Here is a 19,151-nt window from a genome sequence, read left to right on the forward strand (position 1 = left end):
TTACTGATTCAATTCTCTAATCTGTACTCTGAAATTCACAGCTTCCGGAGCAACAGCCACTTCAGATAACGAAACTTCATCCATCCCTCTAATAATGGCTTGTCGCCACGGCCCCGGACGAGTATTTACGTCCAGCCCCTGTTGATCATACCAAGAAAAGCGGTATTGAATATGCTGATCTGAGGCGGTTTTATTTTTTACTCTGACCACACCGCGAGTATGATCGTTCACTTCAGCGGTCGAAATATCTTTCACTTCAACTTCAGAAGCGAGAACTTTGTCACCATACAAAATCCGTTGGTACTCACTCTCAACGGTCAAGCCGGCAGTCTGTGTACTGGAACACCCTACCAAGGCAAGTGCCATAAAACTAAATAGCCATTTACTCATCATAACCTTCCCAACTGTTTGTGCCAAATAACGGCATTTTCCCCCTGACGGGAAAGCCATACAAATGTTGTTCCTTGTGCAGGAACATTGAATGTATACGACTGCTGCCCCACGGAGAGCGTCTGCTCACCGGCGGAGACAATCTTGGTCGCACTGAACACGGTACCGGGCAAAGTAATCCAGCTGCGGGTATCCGGCTGTTCAGTCAATGTGTTCCATACATTAAGCACCAAATTTGCGACTTCAGCACCGTTATTATCATCTTTCGTAGTTTCCTTACGCAGCGCATTCTTTAATGTTAGGCGTAATATCTGACGAAAAACAATCGATTTAATTCTTTCGTTCAACTGTTTTCTTGCCATTAGATTGGTATCAACTAATCGCTGTCCTGCAACTGTAACACCATCCAACATCACCGGGAGCGCATCTGATGGCTGGTAAGCCGAATAATAGGGTAACGCCAGAGAATAAAGATTCATTCTGCCAAGGCTATCGTAGATCGGTAAAGACAGTTGCCACCCTTTCAGTTGATCAACAATCCCTTGCTCCTGAATCATAATAATCCGCCCCTGATTCTGACCCAACCGCTGCAAATGACCATATTTCTTGCGAAGCGAGACCAGATCCTGATCCATACCCAGCTTTTGCGCGCATCGGAGGGTACTCTGAGCAACGCTGGTATTCTCAGGCGCAACAGCAAGCGCACGCCGATAATCGACATAGGCATCATTCAAGTCACCACTGGCTTCATATAACAACCCGGACAGATAAAACAGATAACCATTCTGAATTGACTGAAGCGTACTTCCCGTACTTGGATAACGCGCCATTAACCCGCCAAGATTAGGCTGAATCCCCTCTTGCTTGAGGCGATCACGCTCTTTGAGCAACTCATCCTCCCGCTGGTTACGCGCTTTTTCCTGAACCTGATTCGCCCGTCTCAGTTCAACCAACGCATCTTCGAGCTGATTCTTATAAACATACGAGAGCGCGAGATAAAGATGTAAAAAACCAAGCTCGTAATCTGCCGGAACGTATTCCCTTAAATTATCATTCGCCAATAAACTTCCGGCACTGCTAGCCTCACGGCTGATGGAAATAATGGCTTGATCCTGCTGTCGCCTGACCGCCTGATCGCTCTGCTCCAGAAATGACTGACTTTCAGGCACATCTTTATTGAGAAAATAGACCCGGCCTTTCTCCATATTATCGAGAATCTTTCCCCCGATACCATCAGGCAGTTCCTCACTCGCCTTCTGATAGTCACCTTGCTTAACAGCTCGATACATCTTCCGGTTTTGTTCAGAATAATGGCTGAATAAGTTGCCAGCCGAAAAATTTGCGCAAGCACTGCTTCCCAGTGCCATCCATATCACCGCAATATATCGTATCCGTATTCTCACAACGTTCCTGTGTCCGCCTGTATCTATTATTTACATCATCGAGATTGACTCATCAGATACCCACATTCGTTAGTTCATCAGGAGCGGCCCCAGTGGTTTTCCTCCCAAAAGATGCATATGAATGTGATAAACTTCCTGACCGCCATGCGCATTGCAGTTCATAATAAGCCGATAGCCATCTTGAGCAATTCCTTCTTGCTCAGCCAACTTTTTCGCCACGGTAAAAAGACGGCCTAAGGCAGCTTCATCTGCATCTTCAACGTCATTCACTGTCGGAATCAGTTGATTTGGCACAATCAGGATATGACTTGGTGCTCTTGGATTAATATCCCGAAATGCAGTGACCAACTCATCCTGATAAAGAATTTCTGCTGGGATCTCTTTGCGAATAATCTTACTAAAAATTGTTTCTTCGGCCATATAACGTCTCTCTATTATTTATCGCACATGTGTGAAATCAGACTCACAATCCGCTTAGTTTTACCATATCTCCGTACCCGATGTATTTTAAGCACTTTTTTCATTCTAAATACAGTAGAATGTTACGGATGTTTGACTTCATAATGACATCGCATCTTTCTGTCAATGTCTGAGTGAATCAGAGCCGAATTCAAATTCTAAGTAGGTGATAGGTAAAGATACCGTCATATTTCACCCTGTAATAGATATTTATCACCAGCTAACCTTGTTTTTTACTCCGGAGACCTTTATATCCTAGTCTACATCGCTTGTCTTTTTCCTTCCGACTCCGACAAGCGAAAGCACGAGGATAATTTATGACCATTCATGTTGGCATCCTTGACGACGATCCGGTTCGTCTGATAACTCCGTTGCTTGATCACCGTATCATCGGCTCTCATACCGTACTTATCGGTGACGCTTCACAAAAAATCATTTACACCCGGTTGCACAATGTTTTAGAACAACATGGTATTAGTAGTGAGTTTTACGAGATTCCATCAGGTTCAAGTGTGGCATTAATTAAACACTCGATTTATCAACTGGCCCATGATCTGAAAAACAGGAATCAGGATATTCAGCTCAATGCAAGCTGTGGTCTTCGGCATCGTCTCCTTTCCATTTATGAAGTGTTCAGAACGTTCCAGTGGCCAATCTTTGTGGTTGAGCCCAATTCAGACTGTCTGTGCTGGCTATATCCGGATGACTGCCAGGATACCCAAGTTCAGGATCGGATTACCATCTCTGATTATTTAACCATATTCGGTGCCCGGGGAGAGTTTGTTGAACGGGACACCCCGCCTGAACTGGATACAAAACTCTGTAATATCGGTGCATCATGGGCAAGTCATGCACTCGAACTCGGCCCGGGGCTGGCAACGCTGAATTATCTGGCAACAACATGCAGAAAAGAGCAATGTCTTGATGTTGCGTTATCAGAGAAGCAGCAAGGCTACAAAGAACTCAGTCTGTTAATCCAAGACCTCGTCGATGCAAAGATTGCGACCTATGAACACGGTATACTGACATTTGCCGACGAAGATGCCAGACGATTCGCCAATGGAGAATGGCTGGAAACGCTGGTACACAGCATTGTCAGAAAAATTCAGTGCAACATGCCGACAATTCAGGATCGTTCTTTAAACGTTCAAGTCTATCGTCAGTTGGGTGAGCGCGAAGTACGAAATGAGCTGGATGTTGCCACCGTGGTCAATAACAAACTGCATATTATTGAATGTAAAACCAAAGGAATGAGAGATGACGGTGATGATACCTTGTATAAACTTGAATCCCTGAGAGACTTACTCGGTGGCCTTCAGGCAAGAGCAATGCTGGTCAGCTTCCGCCCTCTCCGGCAAAACGATATTACCCGGGCACAGGATCTGGGGTTAGCCTTAATCGGCCCCGAAGAATTAAAAGCGTTAGAAACACATTTATCACACTGGTTCACTCAAGCCGGTGGCCGGGAGAATCTCTCTTAAGTCAATAGTAAATAGCGCGTCAAAAACAACAAAAGGGCCATTCGGCCCTTTTGTAATTCTTAAGCAGTTCACCAATGATGACAAACAGATTTGATCAGCAATCATCTTCCGTAAAACTTGTCGGCAATGAGCGCTTCATTTCATTCCAGATTTGTCGGCTTTCAATCCCGTACTGACGGATGCAAGCGGAAAGATGCTCTAACTTATCGGTTCCGTTTGAGCAGATCGATAATAAATCCTTATAAAATTCCAGCGCCAGCACACGTGCTTTGGGGTTCGAAAAGTAGTAACTACCGACACGATCGTACAATTTTTTCAAACCGTTAAAGATCAAACCATAGATTTGATTGCCGGAGTGGAAAGCCAAACGCTGGAACAACATGTAATCATAGAAATTGAAAGTCTTCGCCAGTAGCTTCTGCTCACGAGCTTCCTTGTCACCCTCGCCATCATCTTTCACATGCTGTGAAATCTTTTCTGAATAGGGTGAGTCAGCCATGAATTGCTCCCATGAGTCAGCATCCAGTAATGCCTCACATGATCCAATCACTCGCTTGATGGTTTTCTCAGACTGAGCCTGATTCAGCCGAAATGCGTAACGCATAAAAATCGGACTGATGTTAGTTCTTGCCGCCAGCAAGTCTTCTACAATGCTGGTTGCATTCTCAGCATCCAGCGTCATTAAAGTATCAAGGATATGCAACCCTGAGGTTTCCATAAACTGATTCACTTTTGTCGGCTTACCATGCTGTATTGTCAACCAACCATCACGGGCCAGCCGTTGCAGCACTTCCCTTAATGTCGTTCTGGTAACACCAATCAGTTCAGACAATTCTCTTTCTGCCGGAAGAATCGAGCCCGGCGCAAACCGCCCATTCCAGATACTTTCAATAATATACTTTTCTGCAAAGCCTGCTGGGCTTTTCGCCTTAATGACCATTCAATACTTTTCCAGTTTTGTTTATTTACCAAATCAGGTGGCATTCATCATATCACCAGTTTGTACACTGCGAAAATATTCAATATTCAACTTGCCACACAAGCCAAATTATTACGTCAATGCACAACAAGTATCTTATGTGCTTTTTGATTTAGCTTAAGATTACCATTCTGAAATTTGCATAAAATATAAAGGAAATTTAGTACGATGGACAGGTGAAAAACATAAAATTTTCCATAGTAAACTTACAGATATGTCATATTATTTCACATAATCACTGTTGACATGGTTATCGATGAAAATGTTATTTTCGACATTCTTGCCAGAGTTGTGAAGTCACAATGATTTTATATGAATTATGGTCATATTATGGGCTACTTTTATGTAAAAACTTCAAGGGAACTCTCACTAAGAACTTATTGTATTTCATGAAATAATTAACCTCATGTAGAGTTTCCGGCAAACACCCATGTCGATACATGAATCAGGGAGCAATAATCATCAGGCATCACTGATGATTATTTGCTGGGATGTATGTAACTTTGAATGGATATCTTTCGTAAATAGTTACGAAAAAGAAGTGATGGATATCAGTGTCTGTTCATAACAACTATAGAGTCATCATCATGCCGATTTCGTTAGGAAACGCGTTTATTAAAAATTTTCTGGGTAAATCACCAGATTGGTACAAAGTGGCAATTATTGCTTTTCTCGTTGTGAATCCAATTGTCTTTTTCACAATAAGCCCCTTTGCCGCAGGTTGGTTATTGGTTGTTGAATTTATATTCACACTTGCAATGGCTTTAAAATGTTATCCGCTTCAACCCGGTGGGTTACTTGCAATCGAAGCAATACTGATAGGGATGACGAGCCCGGAACAAGTCAAACATGAGTTAGTCGCAAATATTGAAGTGCTCTTACTCCTGATGTTTATGGTCGCGGGTATCTACTTCATGAAGCAGCTGCTTCTGTTTATTTTCACTAAAATTCTTTTAGAGATACGCTCTAAGGTTATCTTATCTTTAGCATTCTGTGTCGCTGCTGCATTTCTCTCTGCATTTCTCGACGCCCTTACGGTTATTGCTGTCATTATCAGTGTTGCCGTTGGGTTTTACGCTATCTATCATAAAGTTGCCTCCGGTCAGGGCGACCATACACAGGACGACCATTTGTCAGATCTGACCCGGGAAGATCTGGAAAACTACCGGGCTTTTCTGCGCTCACTACTCCTTCATGCGGGGATCGGAACAGCACTTGGCGGTGTCATGACAATGGTTGGTGAACCACAAAACCTGATTATTGCCGATCAGGCCGGCTGGCATTTCGGTGAGTTTTTAATTCGTATGTCACCGATCACCGTCCCTGTGTTTATCAGTGGGATTTTCACCTGTATCGCTGTCGAAAAACTGAAAATTTTTGGCTACGGTGCCCGGCTTCCAGACCCCGTCCGCCAAATTTTGCGTGATTTTGATCGGACACAAACACAAAGCCGTACCAATCTCGACGTCGCAAAACTATGGATTCAGGGATTAATTGCGATTTGGCTGATTGTCGGACTGGCACTTCATCTTGCATCGGTCGGTCTGATCGGGCTCTCCGTGATTATTCTGGCAACCACATTCAGTGGGATTACCGAAGAACACGCACTTGGTAAAGCGTTTGAAGAAGCATTGCCCTTCACGGCATTACTCGCAGTATTCTTCTCGATTGTTGCTGTCATTGTCGATCAGCACTTATTTAAACCCGTTATTGATGCCGTATTACACCTGCAGAATGCAGATCTCCAACTCGCGATGTTCTACATAGCTAACGGATTGCTTTCTATGGTTTCGGACAATGTATTTGTCGGGACTGTCTATATCAACGAAGTGAAAACAGCACTGGCAGAAGGCATTATCTCACGCGATCAGTTTGACTTGTTAGCGGTTGCGATCAATACCGGGACCAATTTACCTTCAGTCGCAACGCCCAATGGACAGGCTGCCTTTTTATTCCTGTTGACCTCAGCACTGGCGCCGCTTATCCGACTCTCTTATGGACGAATGGTGATGATGGCACTGCCATATACCATTGTCTTAACACTTGTCGGGCTGGTCGGTATCATCTTTTTCCTTGAACCGGCAACAGCGAGTTACTATGATCTGGGTTGGTTATCACATCATGTCCCAAATGCACTCAAACATGCATCCGCATCACTGGGTCATTAATAATAGATTGAGTCTACAACAGTTTCGCGTTAAAAAGCTCTGTAGAACAGAGCTTTTACTTTATAAGGATGCCCCATAGTGATCTTTGCCAAACTCAACAAGTTTTCTCAGTCCAGAAGTGCCTGGGTCTTATTGCTGTTATCTATTCTGTTTTTTGAAATGTGCGCGCTCTTTTTCCAACATATTCTGATGCTCGCCCCTTGTGTTATGTGTATTTATGAAAGAGTGGCGATGCTGGGAATCGGTGGTTCCGCACTGCTGGGACTCATCGCCCCCCAGTTGGCAGTGTTCCGTTGGTTAGGTCTTCTTTCGTGGGGATATACATCATATTCGGGGCTGTTACTGGCGCACCAACATGTGGAGTATCAGTTTCATCCTTCACCGTTTGCAACGTGTGATGCTTTTGTTCAGTTTCCACAATGGGCACCGCTCAATCAATGGATGCCCTGGATGTTCGAAGCATATGGGGACTGTAGCAAAATCGTATGGCAGTTTTTAACTTTATCGATGCCACAATGGTTGGAAATCATCTTTGCAATTAACCTTTTTGTTGCCTTTATTTTCTTGATTGCTCAATTTTTCAAACCGAAAAGACGTGGCTTATTTGAATAACGACAAAGGGAGACCAGATGGTCTCCCTTTTACTTTTCAATCAACGTCAAATTTACTCTCGGATCGGCGGTGGCGCTAAAACTTCCCGATTACCATTATGACCAGGAGCACTCACAATTCCCTGAGCTTCTAACTGCTCAACAATTCTGGCCGCGCGATTATAACCAATTTTGAAACGTCGCTGCACGCCGGAAACCGACCCTCTTCGTGTTTCAACAACATGCTCAACAACCTGGTCAAATAATGGGTCGATATCTTCATCATCGTCGAGTTGTTCTCCCGGTAACAATGCTTCCGGTCCTTGATCTCCGCTGACAATTTCAGAAATATAGTTGGGTTGACCTCTGGCCTTCCAGTTGTTGACGACGGCATGAACATCATCATCGGAAGCAAATGCCCCATGAACACGGACGGTATGACTGGAGCCGGGCGGCAGATAAAGCATATCTCCCATTCCCAACAGAGATTCAGCACCGCCCTGATCAAGAATGGTGCGAGAATCCGTTTTGGTTGAAACGGTAAAGGCAACCCGGGTCGGGATGTTCGCTTTAATCAAGCCTGTAATGACATCAACCGAAGGACGTTGAGTTGCCAGAATCAAATGAATACCGGCAGCCCTTGCTTTCTGTGCCAGACGGGCTATCAGCTCTTCGACTTTCTTACCAACGACCATCATCAAATCGGCAAACTCATCGACCACCACTACAATAAACGGTAATTTTTCCAGTAACGGTGGCTCTGCATCCATACTATCTCCCTCTTTCCAGAGTGGATCATGAATCGGATGTCCTGCCTTGGCTGCCATATCCAGCTTTTCATTGAACCCTTTAATGTTCCGCACGCCAACAATTGACATCAGTTTGTAGCGGCGTTCCATTTCTGCCACACACCAACGTAATGCATTCGCGGCATCTTTCATATCTGTCACAACTTCTGACAGAAGATGAGGAATCCCTTCGTACACTGAAAGTTCCAACATTTTCGGGTCAATCATGATGAATCTGACTTCTTCCGGTGTCGCCTTATACAGCATACTGAGAATCATCACATTCACACCGACAGATTTACCTGACCCGGTCGTCCCCGCAACTAAGACATGAGGCATTTTTGCTAAATCGGCAATCACCGCATCACCGGCAATATCTTGACCGAGTACAATTGTCGTCGGAGATTTTGAGCGCTTAAACTTGTCACTGCTCACGACATCAGAAAGGTAAACCGTCTGACGGCTCAGGTTCGGTAACTCCAGACCAACATAAGGTTTTCCCGGAATCACCTCGACAACGCGCACCGCGGGCGTAGACAGAGAACGAGCCAAATCAGTCGATAATCCGGAAATCCGACTCACCTTCACGCCGGGGGCTAAATCAAGTTCAAACCGAGTGATGACCGGACCGGGATAAATCCCCACTACACTGGCCTGAATTTTATAATCCAATAATTTAGACTCAACCAGCCTTGCGACTTCTGTCAGCATATCCTGGTCAATAAAATTGTCTCTCTTTTCGGGATGATATAACAACTCTAACGTCGGCAACGGCTCTGTCGGGGTCGGCAAATCGACCGTCGGTTGTACCAGAAACGGATTCTGTTTTGCCTGTTCAGTTTTCTTAGCTTCGGACACTAAGTTTTGGAAAGCCACAACATCGTCATCTGCATCATCTTTCGTCTCAGTGAGGTCATGCTCATCCAGCGTATCCAGATCAGAAATCGATGGTTCGTTTTCATGAATATCAATATCAAACGAGCCAAAGGAATGGCCGGGCTCGATATCAGACGATGCGTCCCCGATTGAATCATCATCCCAACCGCCTTCAGCAAAATCATCATTTTGCTGTGCTGCTTTATCCAATTCTTCTATCGTTGCGGAAAATTGCTGACTCCGTTCAGGCTGCTCAGCATGAGTTTCTTCAACGGGTTGTTGATAGGCATCGTCCTCCGCGCTTTGTTCACTCTGAGGGATGTGGATATTAAAGCGACGAACAGTGTCGTTAGAAGAACTGCCGTTAGCAGGATGGTCGTTGTTAGAAGAATAGTCAGCAGAAGAATCGCTGACAGGCATTGATGCGGTGTCTGTGATATCCGATTCAGTCGGTGATAACCGGCTTTGAATGTCACGTTCAAGTAAGGCAGCAGATGCTTCAATCCCCGGAGAAAGAAGAGTCTCCTTCTCATCCTTGCGGAACAGTGCGACACATTTCTGTGCAAATGCAATGGCTTGATCCCCGATCCACTCAACAATCGTTAACCATGAAATACCTGTCAATAATGTAAAGCCAGCTCCCCAGAGAAACAGAAAAATCAATGTACTGCCTAAGACATTAAACGTCGGTAGCGCCAGACTACTCAAAACATCGCCAACAACACCACCAGAAGAGAAATACCACAAATCATCAAAATTGATATCGGCCAAACCGCAACTGGTCAACAGAATCACCACGAAACCAAGCAGACGAGTCCCCCAAAGCATAAAATCGAAGGGTTCATCATCACGGGTACGAAGTCCGCCCCATGTAATGAGGGTAATCACCAGCGGGAGCGGGTATGCCAGAGATCCAAAAATAAAGAAGAGCGTATCGGCGATCCAAGCTCCGATATATCCACCGGCATTATGTAGCTCTCCTCCCCACGCGGTCTGAGACCAAGACGGATCTGCGGGGTTAAATGTCAACAACGCCACGGAGAAAAAAACGGATAGGAGGACAGCCAAAATCAAAACACTTTCTTTCAGCCGCTGAACGCCATTTAAGCGAGGTGAAGCCGTCCCCTCTGCTCTGGTTTTGATAATGGTTTCGACTTTACTTTTGTTCTCTTTGAACATAACCAACTTTTGCCTGAACCTCATGTTAAAGCATTATGCACAACATGAATTGAAATAAAAACAGTCCGAGCGGCTCAAGCCGCTCGGTTTATGTTGAGATTTAATCATAACATCAGCCAAAACCCAATGTCGTTAAGTCAGAATACAGAAAGATATTCGAGACTTGATATCCGACTAACGAACTTTAATGACTAACTGATTGGTTTGCTTCACTTCTTCCATCACCACATAGGTTCGAGTATCGTTAACGCCGGGCAGTCGTAGTAACGTATCACCTAAAAGCTTACGATATGCGCCCATATCCGATACCCTGGTTTTCAACAAATAATCAAAATCCCCTGAAACCAGATGACATTCCTGAATATCATCTAGTTTTTGTACCGCTGTATTGAATTGTTCAAATACATCCGGTGCACCACGATTCAGTGTTATTTCGACAAAAACAAGTAATGATGCATCAAGATACTGCGGATTCAGAAGTGCTGTGTATCCGGTAATATAGTTCTGACGCTCCAGTCGTCTCACACGCTCCAAGCAGGGCGTCGGAGACAATCCAACACGTTTGGATAACTCTACATTTGAAATCCGGCCATCTTTCTGCAATTCATTCAAAATGTTGCGATCGATCCGGTCTAAATCCTTGGACGGCTTTTTATAGTTGTCTGCCATGTTTATTCCACCTTATTTACTTCCTTGCAAAAACATACAACAATTTTTTAACACAAATATCTCAAGTTACAGGACTAACATGCTACTAGTCATATATTCGATATATTATACAAACACCCAGTGAATACAACCAAATACAAATGAGGGGTCAGAATGATGATTGGCATACCGAAAGCGATCAAACATCATCAGTACCGTATCGGTATAACTTCATCCCGTATATAAAAGAAGCAATACCTCAAGGCCACTAACATAATGTCGAAACCAACACCGACAATGGCATCACCGTAGGCGCATCCATTCTTCCTACTGCTGACAATATATTTGCGAAAGCAGGCATGATTGTAAAGGTCAAAAGACCTCTGAACGTCAAACGTGAAAAACTCCCAAAAGAACAAATATTATCTACCTATTTGCTCCTTACACCAAATTTTCCACAAACTGACGACTGAATCAAGAGCAAAACTAGCTCTATTGCTAATGAAACAGTCATAATCCGCTGAATTATTGACGACTTCTGGAACCTGATTCTGAAAATTCAGGCGTAAATATACAAACTAAGGCATATAATTTCTTGAAACAATCACATACAGGCTAGACGGAGTGTCTCAGATAGAATCTGATGTTATATCGGCCGCCGCTCTTCCATAAAGGACTAACAAGACGCAACCGACGTAATTGTTTTCTGGGAAAACAGACAACACCAAGCAGATAGCAGATGTAGGAACATCCGCAATTAGCGCACAGGCAGTTGGATGTCCTTGAACATCTCATCAATTTCCTGATTCGATTTCAGGGAAATTGCCTGCTCCACCACCGGGCGAGTTAAATGTGGTGCGAAACGTTCCATAAAATCAAACATATAAGAGCGCAAAAAAGTCCCCCGACGGAAACCGATACTCGTAGTGCTCGAGCCAAAAATATGGCTGGCATCAATTGCCACTAAATCCGCATCACGGACTTTATCAACGGCCATACTGGCAATCACCCCGACCCCCATTCCAATCCGGACGTAAGTTTTAATCACATCTGCATCCGTTGCTGTAAAAACAACTCGCGGACTCAGCCCGATCCGATTAAATGCCATATCCAGTTCAGACCGACCTGTAAACCCAAAGACGTAAGTCACCAAAGGATAGGTCGCGAGCTCTTCAATGCTCAACTTGTCTCGTTGTGCTAAAGGATGTCCTTTTGGCACCACAATCGAACGATTCCAGTGATAACACGGCAACATGATTGCATCCTGATACAAATGCAGTGCTTCTGTTGCAATGGCAAAATTAGCGATCCCTTTCGCAATCGCTTCTGACATCTGACTTGGTGTTCCTTGATGCATGTGCAGAGAAACTTTAGGGTATCTGGCAGTAAAACCTTTAATCACATCCGGTAGCGCATAACGGGCTTGTGTATGAGTCGTTGAAATATTCAATGTACCCATTTCCGGGTGAGTGTGTTCACTGGCAACCGCTTTAATACTTTCAACCCGAGAAAGAATTTCCTGTGAAATTTTCACAATATCTTCCCCGGCAGACGTCACCTGAGTCAGATGCTTACCACTGCGCTCAAATATCTGAATCCCAAGCTCGTCTTCAAGTAAACGAACCTGCTTACTAATTCCCGGTTGAGATGTGTACAAACTTTCGGCTGTAGCTGAAACATTCAAACTATGGTTCACTACCTCCACAATGTATTTTAACTGCTGTAGCTTCATGTCAACCCCATTATCTCTGCAGCAAATTGCAAACTTAGGCATTTTATATAATCATTAGTTATAATGCTTAATGAGAAGAATTTATACCCTTTTTTGACAACAAATTAGAAAATAAGTGGAACTTTTCTGCGAGTTGGGACTTCATTAACTGAATAATTAAGTGATCTATTAAAGAATAATGGGGGATTCATTGGTAGAACACGATAAATTTTATTATGCTATACGAACTTACCGTCGAGGACTATGACCCCCTGAATCCTTAGACAGGTTGAATTCACGTTGTACGGATTGATGCAGGAACTATGAGTATAGGATTAATCATTGCCTTGGTTGGCGTATTGCTCCTTCTGATTTTGGGCTACAACATTATGTTGCAGTATAAAGTCAAAGTCGAAACAGCAAAAAAACACGAGTCTACTCGTTATGTCGCAATCATTGATGCCACCGAGGATCTAATTGGTAACGCCCACCACGTCCCTTATAGTAAGGACTTGTTGCTGTGTTTGAATAACCGGATTCTGGATGCACTACAAAACATGTACGAGTTAGATCCCAAAAATAAACAACTTGCACATCGTATCGAAAACATGCAGGGACAAGTGAAAAACCTGCGTGAAAACCAGCCGAATCAGGACAGTACAACATTCAAATCGCCGACCAACGACAAACAAGCGATTACAATGCTCAAGCTCGTAAAGCGACTGAGAGATACGATTCGGAGCGAACATAACAAAGGGCGCCTGGACACCCAGACCTATGTGACAGAAAATGCGCGTCTGGAAATGATTCAGATACGCATCAATATTGAAAATGTCATCAAACGAGCGAATGAGTCGATTGTCCGTGGGCAACCGGGAACGGCTATTCAGCTACTGAAGAAAGGTATTGATGTCCTCAGTACAAAAAATGATGCTTATTCAAATCAAGCGCGGGAAAAGCTGCAAGCCATGTACGATGAACTCGAGAACAAGCGTCAGCAGAAGAAAACCCCGGTTGAAGCTCAGGGCGACCGAGAACGGGATGACGATATGGAAGCCCTCTTCGGCGAAAAGAAAAAGTGGTAGTTCCCTACCTCCCCTTCCTGATTTAATTTTATCGATTTATAACAGGTCGCTCTGGCGACCTTTTTAAGTTTAAGAACCATGACCAGTAACGACCATTATCAACAATTACTCCAACCTATTCATGACTTTTTACAATGTGAAACTCCTGAAGCATGGATTGACGAAGCGAAAAAACCAGAGAATTTAAAAGTCATTCTGATTGATCATCTACTGTGTGAATTGAAGGCCGGACAATCCGCCATGTATCTTATCCGTAAATACGCGGTCGATACAGCAAGTGCATCAGCCCTACTCGCATGGTTTAAACCCTATGAAGATTTTGCCTATCGTAAATTAGGTTCTCTAACGGGACTGAAAGGCAAAAGCCAACTCTCCAAAACCATCATGGCAAAAGCTGATTCGTCGTACAGCCAAGATTTAATCGATAAAATGGTTTTACTGATCAAAGAAGAGCTCCATCACTTCTATCAAGTACTCGAGATAATGGCGAAAAAAGGAATTACCTATGAGAATATTCCTGCCGGTCGTTATGCAAAAGGACTATTATCACAGGTCAAAACCTATGAACCGGATGCGCTCATCGATAAATTAATTATTGGTGCCTACATTGAGGCACGCTCATGTGAGCGTTTTGCCAAACTCGCCCCACACATGGATGACGATATAGCGAAGTTCTATATATCTTTATTACGTTCAGAAGCCCGTCACTATCAGGACTACCTGACACTGGCTCAGCAAATTGCTCATCAAGATATTTCTCAGCGAATCGATACAATAGGAAAAATCGAAGCAGAACTGATTCTCTCTCCCGATCCTCGTTTCCGATTCCATAGTGGCATTCCCTGCTGAGACGCAGAGATCCATTATCTTGCGATAAATCATATTCAAAAAAACAGGGGCTAAAGCCCCTGTTCTATTGCCAGCAATCTTACTTGAGCAGCTCTACGACAAAAGAATTGAGTGATTGATACGCTTTAAAACCGATGCCGGTTCTTGTGCCTGAGTAATCGGTCTGCCGATAACCAAATAATCAGACCCCTCTGAAATAGCTTCTTGAGGGGTCATAATTCGCTGTTGATCACCGACATCACTGCCCTCAGGGCGAATTCCCGGTGTCACCAACTGAAATGACTGACCCAATTGCTCTTTGAGCTGACGAGCTTCCTGAGCAGAACATACCACCCCATCCAAGCCTGAATTTTTTGTCAATGTTGCAAGACGAAGTACTTGTTCTTGAGGGGTAACATTCAGGCCGATATCGGCCAAATCATGTTGCGACATACTGGTTAAGACCGTCACACCAATCAACAGCGGTCTGTCTGTACCATAAGGTTCAAGAATTTCCCGAGCGGCATTCATCATCCGCTCACCACCACTGGCATGAACGTTCACCATCCAGATACCCAGTTCAGCCGCAGCTCTCACCGCTTTGGCACAAGTATTGGGGATATCGTGAAATTTCAGATCCAAAAAAACAGAGAAGCCACGTTGGTGTAATGCGCGAACAAAATCAGGCCCGAATAACGTGAACATTTCTTTCCCGACTTTCAACCGGCAATGCTGAGGATCAATTTGATCAACAAAACGTAACGCTTCGGCTTGATTCTCATAATCCAGTGCTACAATAACTCTCGGCTCGCCCATTTCTTCTCCTCTGTTTTATGTCGTAATGATCTGAATTCAATTCTTGTTTCAGGTGTTTCGGAGCATGTTTACTCGCCATCCAAACCCCGAATCGGTTTAACCTCTCCCCAGCTCTTACACGATGGACAGTGCCAATATAATGAATGAGAGGAGAAACCGCATTTCCGGCAACGATAATGAGGCTTTATCCTCATCTGTTCTCCGACCATGCTTTGCAATGCAGATAAACTTTTTTTCGCCCGCCCTTCCTCAGCTTCCGCTAAGTGGTAATCCATTAACCGATAAAACCCTTTCATGGTCGGATTCTTCACCAACTGCTTCGTCAGTAAATCTAGTGCAGCCCCCACGCCTTCATGGTGAGCAACCAGCTGGGCCAGCATCAATTCAGCTGAAGCACCGGCTTGCTGGGCAATACATTTCCTTAAAAAATCAATCAGTCCCTGTTCATGACCGGAACGGTGATAACATTCAGCAAGTGTCGGCAAAATTTCACCGACATAATCGACATCCTGCTCAAGCACCATCTCCATATAACGAATTGTATTGCGATAATCTTCTTTCTCTAAATAAAGCTTTCCTAAACCAATGCTTGCTCTGACACATTTCGGATCTTCCGACAGCGCTTTCTTGTATATTTGTATCGCTTTCATATCATCACGCATCGATTGCGCATCCGCTGCAAGCTCACACCAAAAGTACGCAATACTCTTACGCATCTTCTTGCGGCCAAGTTTAACCAAGGCATGAGCACAATCGATGGCTTTCATCCATTCCCGGGTTTGCTGATAAATCGAAGTTAATTGAATTAACGCTGATTCCCGATGCTCGGGTTCTTCAATGAGTTGCTCGAAGATCCGCTCGGCTCGATCCAAAAAACCGGCAACCATATAGTCTTTTGCTAATTGTTGCAGTGAAAGGTTCTTTTGATCGATGGTCAACCCTGAGCGAGAGATCAGATTCTGGTGAATCCGAATTGCTCGGTCAACTTCGCCCCGGGAACGAAATAAGTTACCGAGAGCCAAATGCGTATCAATCGTCTCATCATCGACTTGGAGTAATTCGATAAAGTGATCAACCGCCTTATCTGATTGATCAGATAACAGCAAGTTAAGTCCCGTGACATATTGACGGGAAATCTGGTGAGAGTGTTTCTGCTTGTCCTGCTGAGCACTGCGGTGACCCATATACCAACCATAGGCAGCAGCGATCGGCAATAACAAGAAGAGTATTTCTAACATCGAGCTATATTATCCGATATTCAGTTTCTCTTTCGCAACTGAGCGCTGAGCCTCACTCTTGTTCAGTTGCTTATTCAAACGACGAATCTGTAGTTTTGCTTTGAGATGCAAACTACCAAAGATAAGCCACGCGATGGCAAAACCTGTGACAAAAACTGCTCCCAAAAGCCAAGATAAATGGAACTCACCTTTTGCTAACAAATAGTTGAATGTGACAACTTCTTGGTTTTGAGCGCCCAAAGCTAAGGCAACAAGGAAGAGAACGAGAAGAAAAATGATTTTTAGGACTCTCATAATGGGAAAACCTGCATCAGTTATTGGCATCCCTGATTATGCAAGAAAATCACCATCCATACCATGATAATTGATAATATCGTATCCAAAAAAACGGCATATCGAATGATATGCCGCACAGATTCGTTTGCAAAAATCAGATCGCACCATTAACGCGCTCTCTGAGCTCTTTGCCAGGTTTAAAGTGAGGGACATACTTACCATCCAATTCAACTTTTTCACCTGTTTTAGGGTTGCGTCCCGTGCGAGGCTCACGATAATGCAGAGAGAAACTGCCAAAGCCACGAATCTCTATTCTGTCACCCTGCTCCAACGATGTCGCCATATGCTCGATAATATCTTTTACGGCATCTTCGATTTCTTTCGCGGACAGATGAGTTTGCTCTGCGCACAATCTTTCAATCAATTCAGACTTCGTCATAGTTTCCCTCTTCTTACTTGCAATATGAGCATCAAAATCCTAACTAAAAAAAAGGAGCCAAAGCGGCTCCTTTTTTGCGAATTACATTATTCGCCTTTAGCAGCCTTGAAAGCATCAGCCATAGCATTACCGAACGCGCCTTCTTCTTGCTTGTTCAGTGAAGCCATTGCTTCTTGCTCTTCTGCTTCATCTTTCGCTTTGACAGATAAGTTGATAACACGGTTCTTACGGTCTACACCAGTAAATTTCGCTTCAACACTATCACCAACGCTCAGGATGAGAGATGCGTCTTCAACTCGGTCACGAGATACTTCAGAAGCACGGATGTAACCTTCAACGCCATCTTCTAGTTCAATTGTAGCACCTTTCGCATCAACTGCAGTAACAGTACCATTGACTAGTGTGCCTTTTTTGTTGTCAGCAACATATGCGTTGAATGGGTCGTTTTCCATTTGCTTAACGCCAAGAGAAATACGCTCACGCTCTGCGTCAACAGCAAGAACAACAGCAGAGATTTCATCGCCTTTCTTGTATTCACGAACCGCTTCTTCTCCAGGAACATTCCAAGAGATATCAGACAGGTGAACCAGACCGTCGATGCCACCATCCAGACCGATAAAGATACCGAAATCAGTGATAGACTTGATCTTACCTGTAACTTTGTCGCCTTTCGCCTGAGCTTCAGCGAACTGTTGCCATGGGTTAGCTTTACACTGTTTCAGACCCAGAGAAATACGACGACGCTCTTCATCGATATCCAGAACCATTACTTCAACTTCGTCACCGACGTTGACAACTTTAGATGGGTGGATGTTCTTATTCGTCCAATCCATTTCTGAAACGTGAACCAGACCTTCAACGCCTTCTTCGATTTCAACGAAGCAGCCATAATCAGTCAGGTTAGTCACACGACCAGTCAGCTTGTGACCTTCTGGGTAACGTTTTGCAATTGCAACCCATGGATCTTCACCTAGCTGTTTCAGACCAAGTGATACACGTGTACGATCACGATCGAACTTAAGCACTTTCACTAAGATTTCGTCACCAACGTTGACGATTTCAGATGGATGCTTAACACGTTTCCAAGCCATATCAGTGATGTGCAGAAGACCATCAACACCACCTAAATCAACAAACGCACCGTAGTCAGTCAGGTTCTTAACGATACCTTTAACTTCTGTGCCTTCTTGTAGTGTCTCAAGCAGTTCATCACGCTCAACACTGTTTTCAGATTCGATAACAGCACGGCGAGAAACAACAACGTTGTTGCGTTTCTGATCCAGCTTAATTACTTTGAACTCTAGCTCTTTGTTTTCCAGATGAGCGGTGTCACGAATTGGACGAACGTCAACCAGAGAGCCAGGAAGGAAAGCACGAATACCGTTCAGTTCAACAGTAAAACCACCTTTAACTTTACCATTGATAATACCAACAACAGTTTCAGCTTCTTCGTATGCTTTCTCAAGAACGATCCAAGCTTCGTGGCGTTTCGCTTTCTCACGAGAAAGTTGAGTTTCACCGAAACCGTCTTCTACTGCATCCAGCGCGACATCGACTTCAGAACCGACTTCAACTTCAAGTTCGCCAGCAGCGTTCTTGAACTGTTCAGCAGGGATTGCAGATTCAGACTTCAGACCTGCATCAACAAGAACAAAACCGTTCTCGATAGCAACAACGGTACCTTTAACGATAGTACCAGTCTGGAATTCAGTTTCGTTTAGAAACTCTTCAAAGAGTTGAGCAAAAGATTCAGTCATTTATTTCATCTTCAAAATATTAAACTTCCACGGGTATCCT

At 44.1% G+C, this 19,151-nt stretch carries 18 protein-coding genes; 6 read left to right on the top strand and 12 right to left on the bottom strand.

What is annotated here, in order from left to right:
* The 3 genes from VR7878_RS15005 to hinT form a co-directional block, all read right to left on the bottom strand.
* Complete coding sequence (locus tag VR7878_RS15005; protein ID WP_077336875.1) at window positions 1–390, bottom strand: YcfL family putative periplasmic lipoprotein; 390 nt, start codon at window positions 388–390, stop codon at window positions 1–3.
* Window positions 390–1,757, bottom strand: coding sequence for a COG3014 family protein (locus VR7878_RS15010; protein WP_139344110.1), 1,368 nt, complete (start codon window positions 1,755–1,757; stop codon window positions 390–392). The genes VR7878_RS15005 and VR7878_RS15010 overlap by 1 nt, the downstream gene beginning before the upstream one ends.
* A gap of 105 nt (window positions 1,758–1,862) precedes the next feature.
* Entirely contained in the window at window positions 1,863–2,213 is a 351-nt protein-coding gene (gene hinT / locus VR7878_RS15015; protein ID WP_077336877.1) for a purine nucleoside phosphoramidase, read from the bottom strand.
* Between the two features lie 356 nt (window positions 2,214–2,569).
* On the opposite strand from hinT, the gene VR7878_RS15020 reads away from it, so the two are divergent.
* On the top strand, window positions 2,570–3,733 hold the full coding sequence (locus VR7878_RS15020) for a Card1-like endonuclease domain-containing protein (protein ID WP_077336878.1): 1,164 nt from the start codon (window positions 2,570–2,572) through the stop codon (window positions 3,731–3,733).
* Window positions 3,734–3,827: 94 nt separating this feature from the next.
* Here VR7878_RS15020 and fadR read toward each other — a convergent pair whose 3' ends face one another.
* Window positions 3,828–4,673, bottom strand: a complete 846-nt coding sequence (gene fadR / locus VR7878_RS15025) for a fatty acid metabolism transcriptional regulator FadR (protein WP_077336879.1) — start codon at window positions 4,671–4,673, stop codon at window positions 3,828–3,830.
* Between the two features lie 626 nt (window positions 4,674–5,299).
* Between fadR and nhaB the strand changes: the two genes are divergently transcribed.
* Window positions 5,300–6,880 (top strand): Na(+)/H(+) antiporter NhaB, encoded by a 1,581-nt coding sequence (nhaB, locus tag VR7878_RS15030; RefSeq protein ID WP_077336880.1) that lies wholly within the window; start codon window positions 5,300–5,302, stop codon window positions 6,878–6,880.
* A 75-nt stretch (window positions 6,881–6,955) separates the two neighbouring features.
* Window positions 6,956–7,492 carry a disulfide bond formation protein DsbB gene (dsbB, locus tag VR7878_RS15035; protein WP_077336881.1) on the top strand — a complete coding sequence of 179 codons (537 nt, stop codon included), beginning with the start codon at window positions 6,956–6,958 and terminating at the stop codon, window positions 7,490–7,492.
* A gap of 52 nt (window positions 7,493–7,544) precedes the next feature.
* Here dsbB and VR7878_RS15040 read toward each other — a convergent pair whose 3' ends face one another.
* Both VR7878_RS15040 and lrp read right to left on the bottom strand, forming a co-directional pair.
* Entirely contained in the window at window positions 7,545–10,313 is a 2,769-nt protein-coding gene (locus tag VR7878_RS15040; RefSeq protein WP_077336882.1) for a DNA translocase FtsK, read from the bottom strand.
* Between the two features lie 174 nt (window positions 10,314–10,487).
* Window positions 10,488–10,982, bottom strand: coding sequence for a leucine-responsive transcriptional regulator Lrp (gene lrp, locus VR7878_RS15045; protein WP_021020090.1), 495 nt, complete (start codon window positions 10,980–10,982; stop codon window positions 10,488–10,490).
* 281 nt (window positions 10,983–11,263) lie between these two features.
* On the opposite strand from lrp, the gene VR7878_RS21635 reads away from it, so the two are divergent.
* Window positions 11,264–11,434: a hypothetical protein gene (locus VR7878_RS21635; protein WP_369075453.1), complete on the top strand. Its 171-nt coding sequence runs from the start codon at window positions 11,264–11,266 to the stop codon at window positions 11,432–11,434.
* A 284-nt stretch (window positions 11,435–11,718) separates the two neighbouring features.
* Here VR7878_RS21635 and cysB read toward each other — a convergent pair whose 3' ends face one another.
* Window positions 11,719–12,693, bottom strand: a complete 975-nt coding sequence (gene cysB / locus VR7878_RS15050) for an HTH-type transcriptional regulator CysB (protein ID WP_077336913.1) — start codon at window positions 12,691–12,693, stop codon at window positions 11,719–11,721.
* Between the two features lie 302 nt (window positions 12,694–12,995).
* On the opposite strand from cysB, the gene VR7878_RS15055 reads away from it, so the two are divergent.
* Entirely contained in the window at window positions 12,996–13,757 is a 762-nt protein-coding gene (locus VR7878_RS15055; RefSeq protein ID WP_077336883.1) for a DNA repair protein, read from the top strand.
* 78 nt (window positions 13,758–13,835) lie between these two features.
* Window positions 13,836–14,606, top strand: coding sequence for a tRNA isopentenyl-2-thiomethyl-A-37 hydroxylase MiaE (gene miaE, locus VR7878_RS15060; protein ID WP_077336884.1), 771 nt, complete (start codon window positions 13,836–13,838; stop codon window positions 14,604–14,606).
* A gap of 93 nt (window positions 14,607–14,699) precedes the next feature.
* Here the strand turns inward: miaE and pyrF are convergent, their stop codons facing one another.
* From pyrF to rpsA, 5 genes are all read right to left on the bottom strand, one after another.
* Window positions 14,700–15,401 carry an orotidine-5'-phosphate decarboxylase gene (gene pyrF, locus VR7878_RS15065; RefSeq protein ID WP_077336885.1) on the bottom strand — a complete coding sequence of 234 codons (702 nt, stop codon included), beginning with the start codon at window positions 15,399–15,401 and terminating at the stop codon, window positions 14,700–14,702.
* 68 nt (window positions 15,402–15,469) lie between these two features.
* The gene (gene lapB / locus VR7878_RS15070) at window positions 15,470–16,639 is read right to left on the bottom strand and encodes a lipopolysaccharide assembly protein LapB (RefSeq protein WP_077336886.1); all 1,170 of its coding nucleotides are present in this window, start codon (window positions 16,637–16,639) and stop codon (window positions 15,470–15,472) included.
* Window positions 16,640–16,648: 9 nt separating this feature from the next.
* On the bottom strand, window positions 16,649–16,933 hold the full coding sequence (locus VR7878_RS15075; protein ID WP_077336914.1) for a LapA family protein: 285 nt from the start codon (window positions 16,931–16,933) through the stop codon (window positions 16,649–16,651).
* Between the two features lie 136 nt (window positions 16,934–17,069).
* A complete protein-coding gene (gene ihfB / locus VR7878_RS15080) occupies window positions 17,070–17,378 on the bottom strand; it encodes an integration host factor subunit beta (RefSeq protein ID WP_261855969.1) in 309 nt (102 codons plus the stop codon).
* A gap of 62 nt (window positions 17,379–17,440) precedes the next feature.
* On the bottom strand, window positions 17,441–19,111 hold the full coding sequence (gene rpsA, locus VR7878_RS15085; RefSeq protein WP_077336888.1) for a 30S ribosomal protein S1: 1,671 nt from the start codon (window positions 19,109–19,111) through the stop codon (window positions 17,441–17,443).
* Between the last annotated feature and the right edge of the window lie 40 nt (window positions 19,112–19,151).

It is taken from the genome of Vibrio ruber DSM 16370 (genome assembly GCF_900163965.1).
Lineage (GTDB): Bacteria > Pseudomonadota > Gammaproteobacteria > Enterobacterales > Vibrionaceae > Vibrio > Vibrio ruber.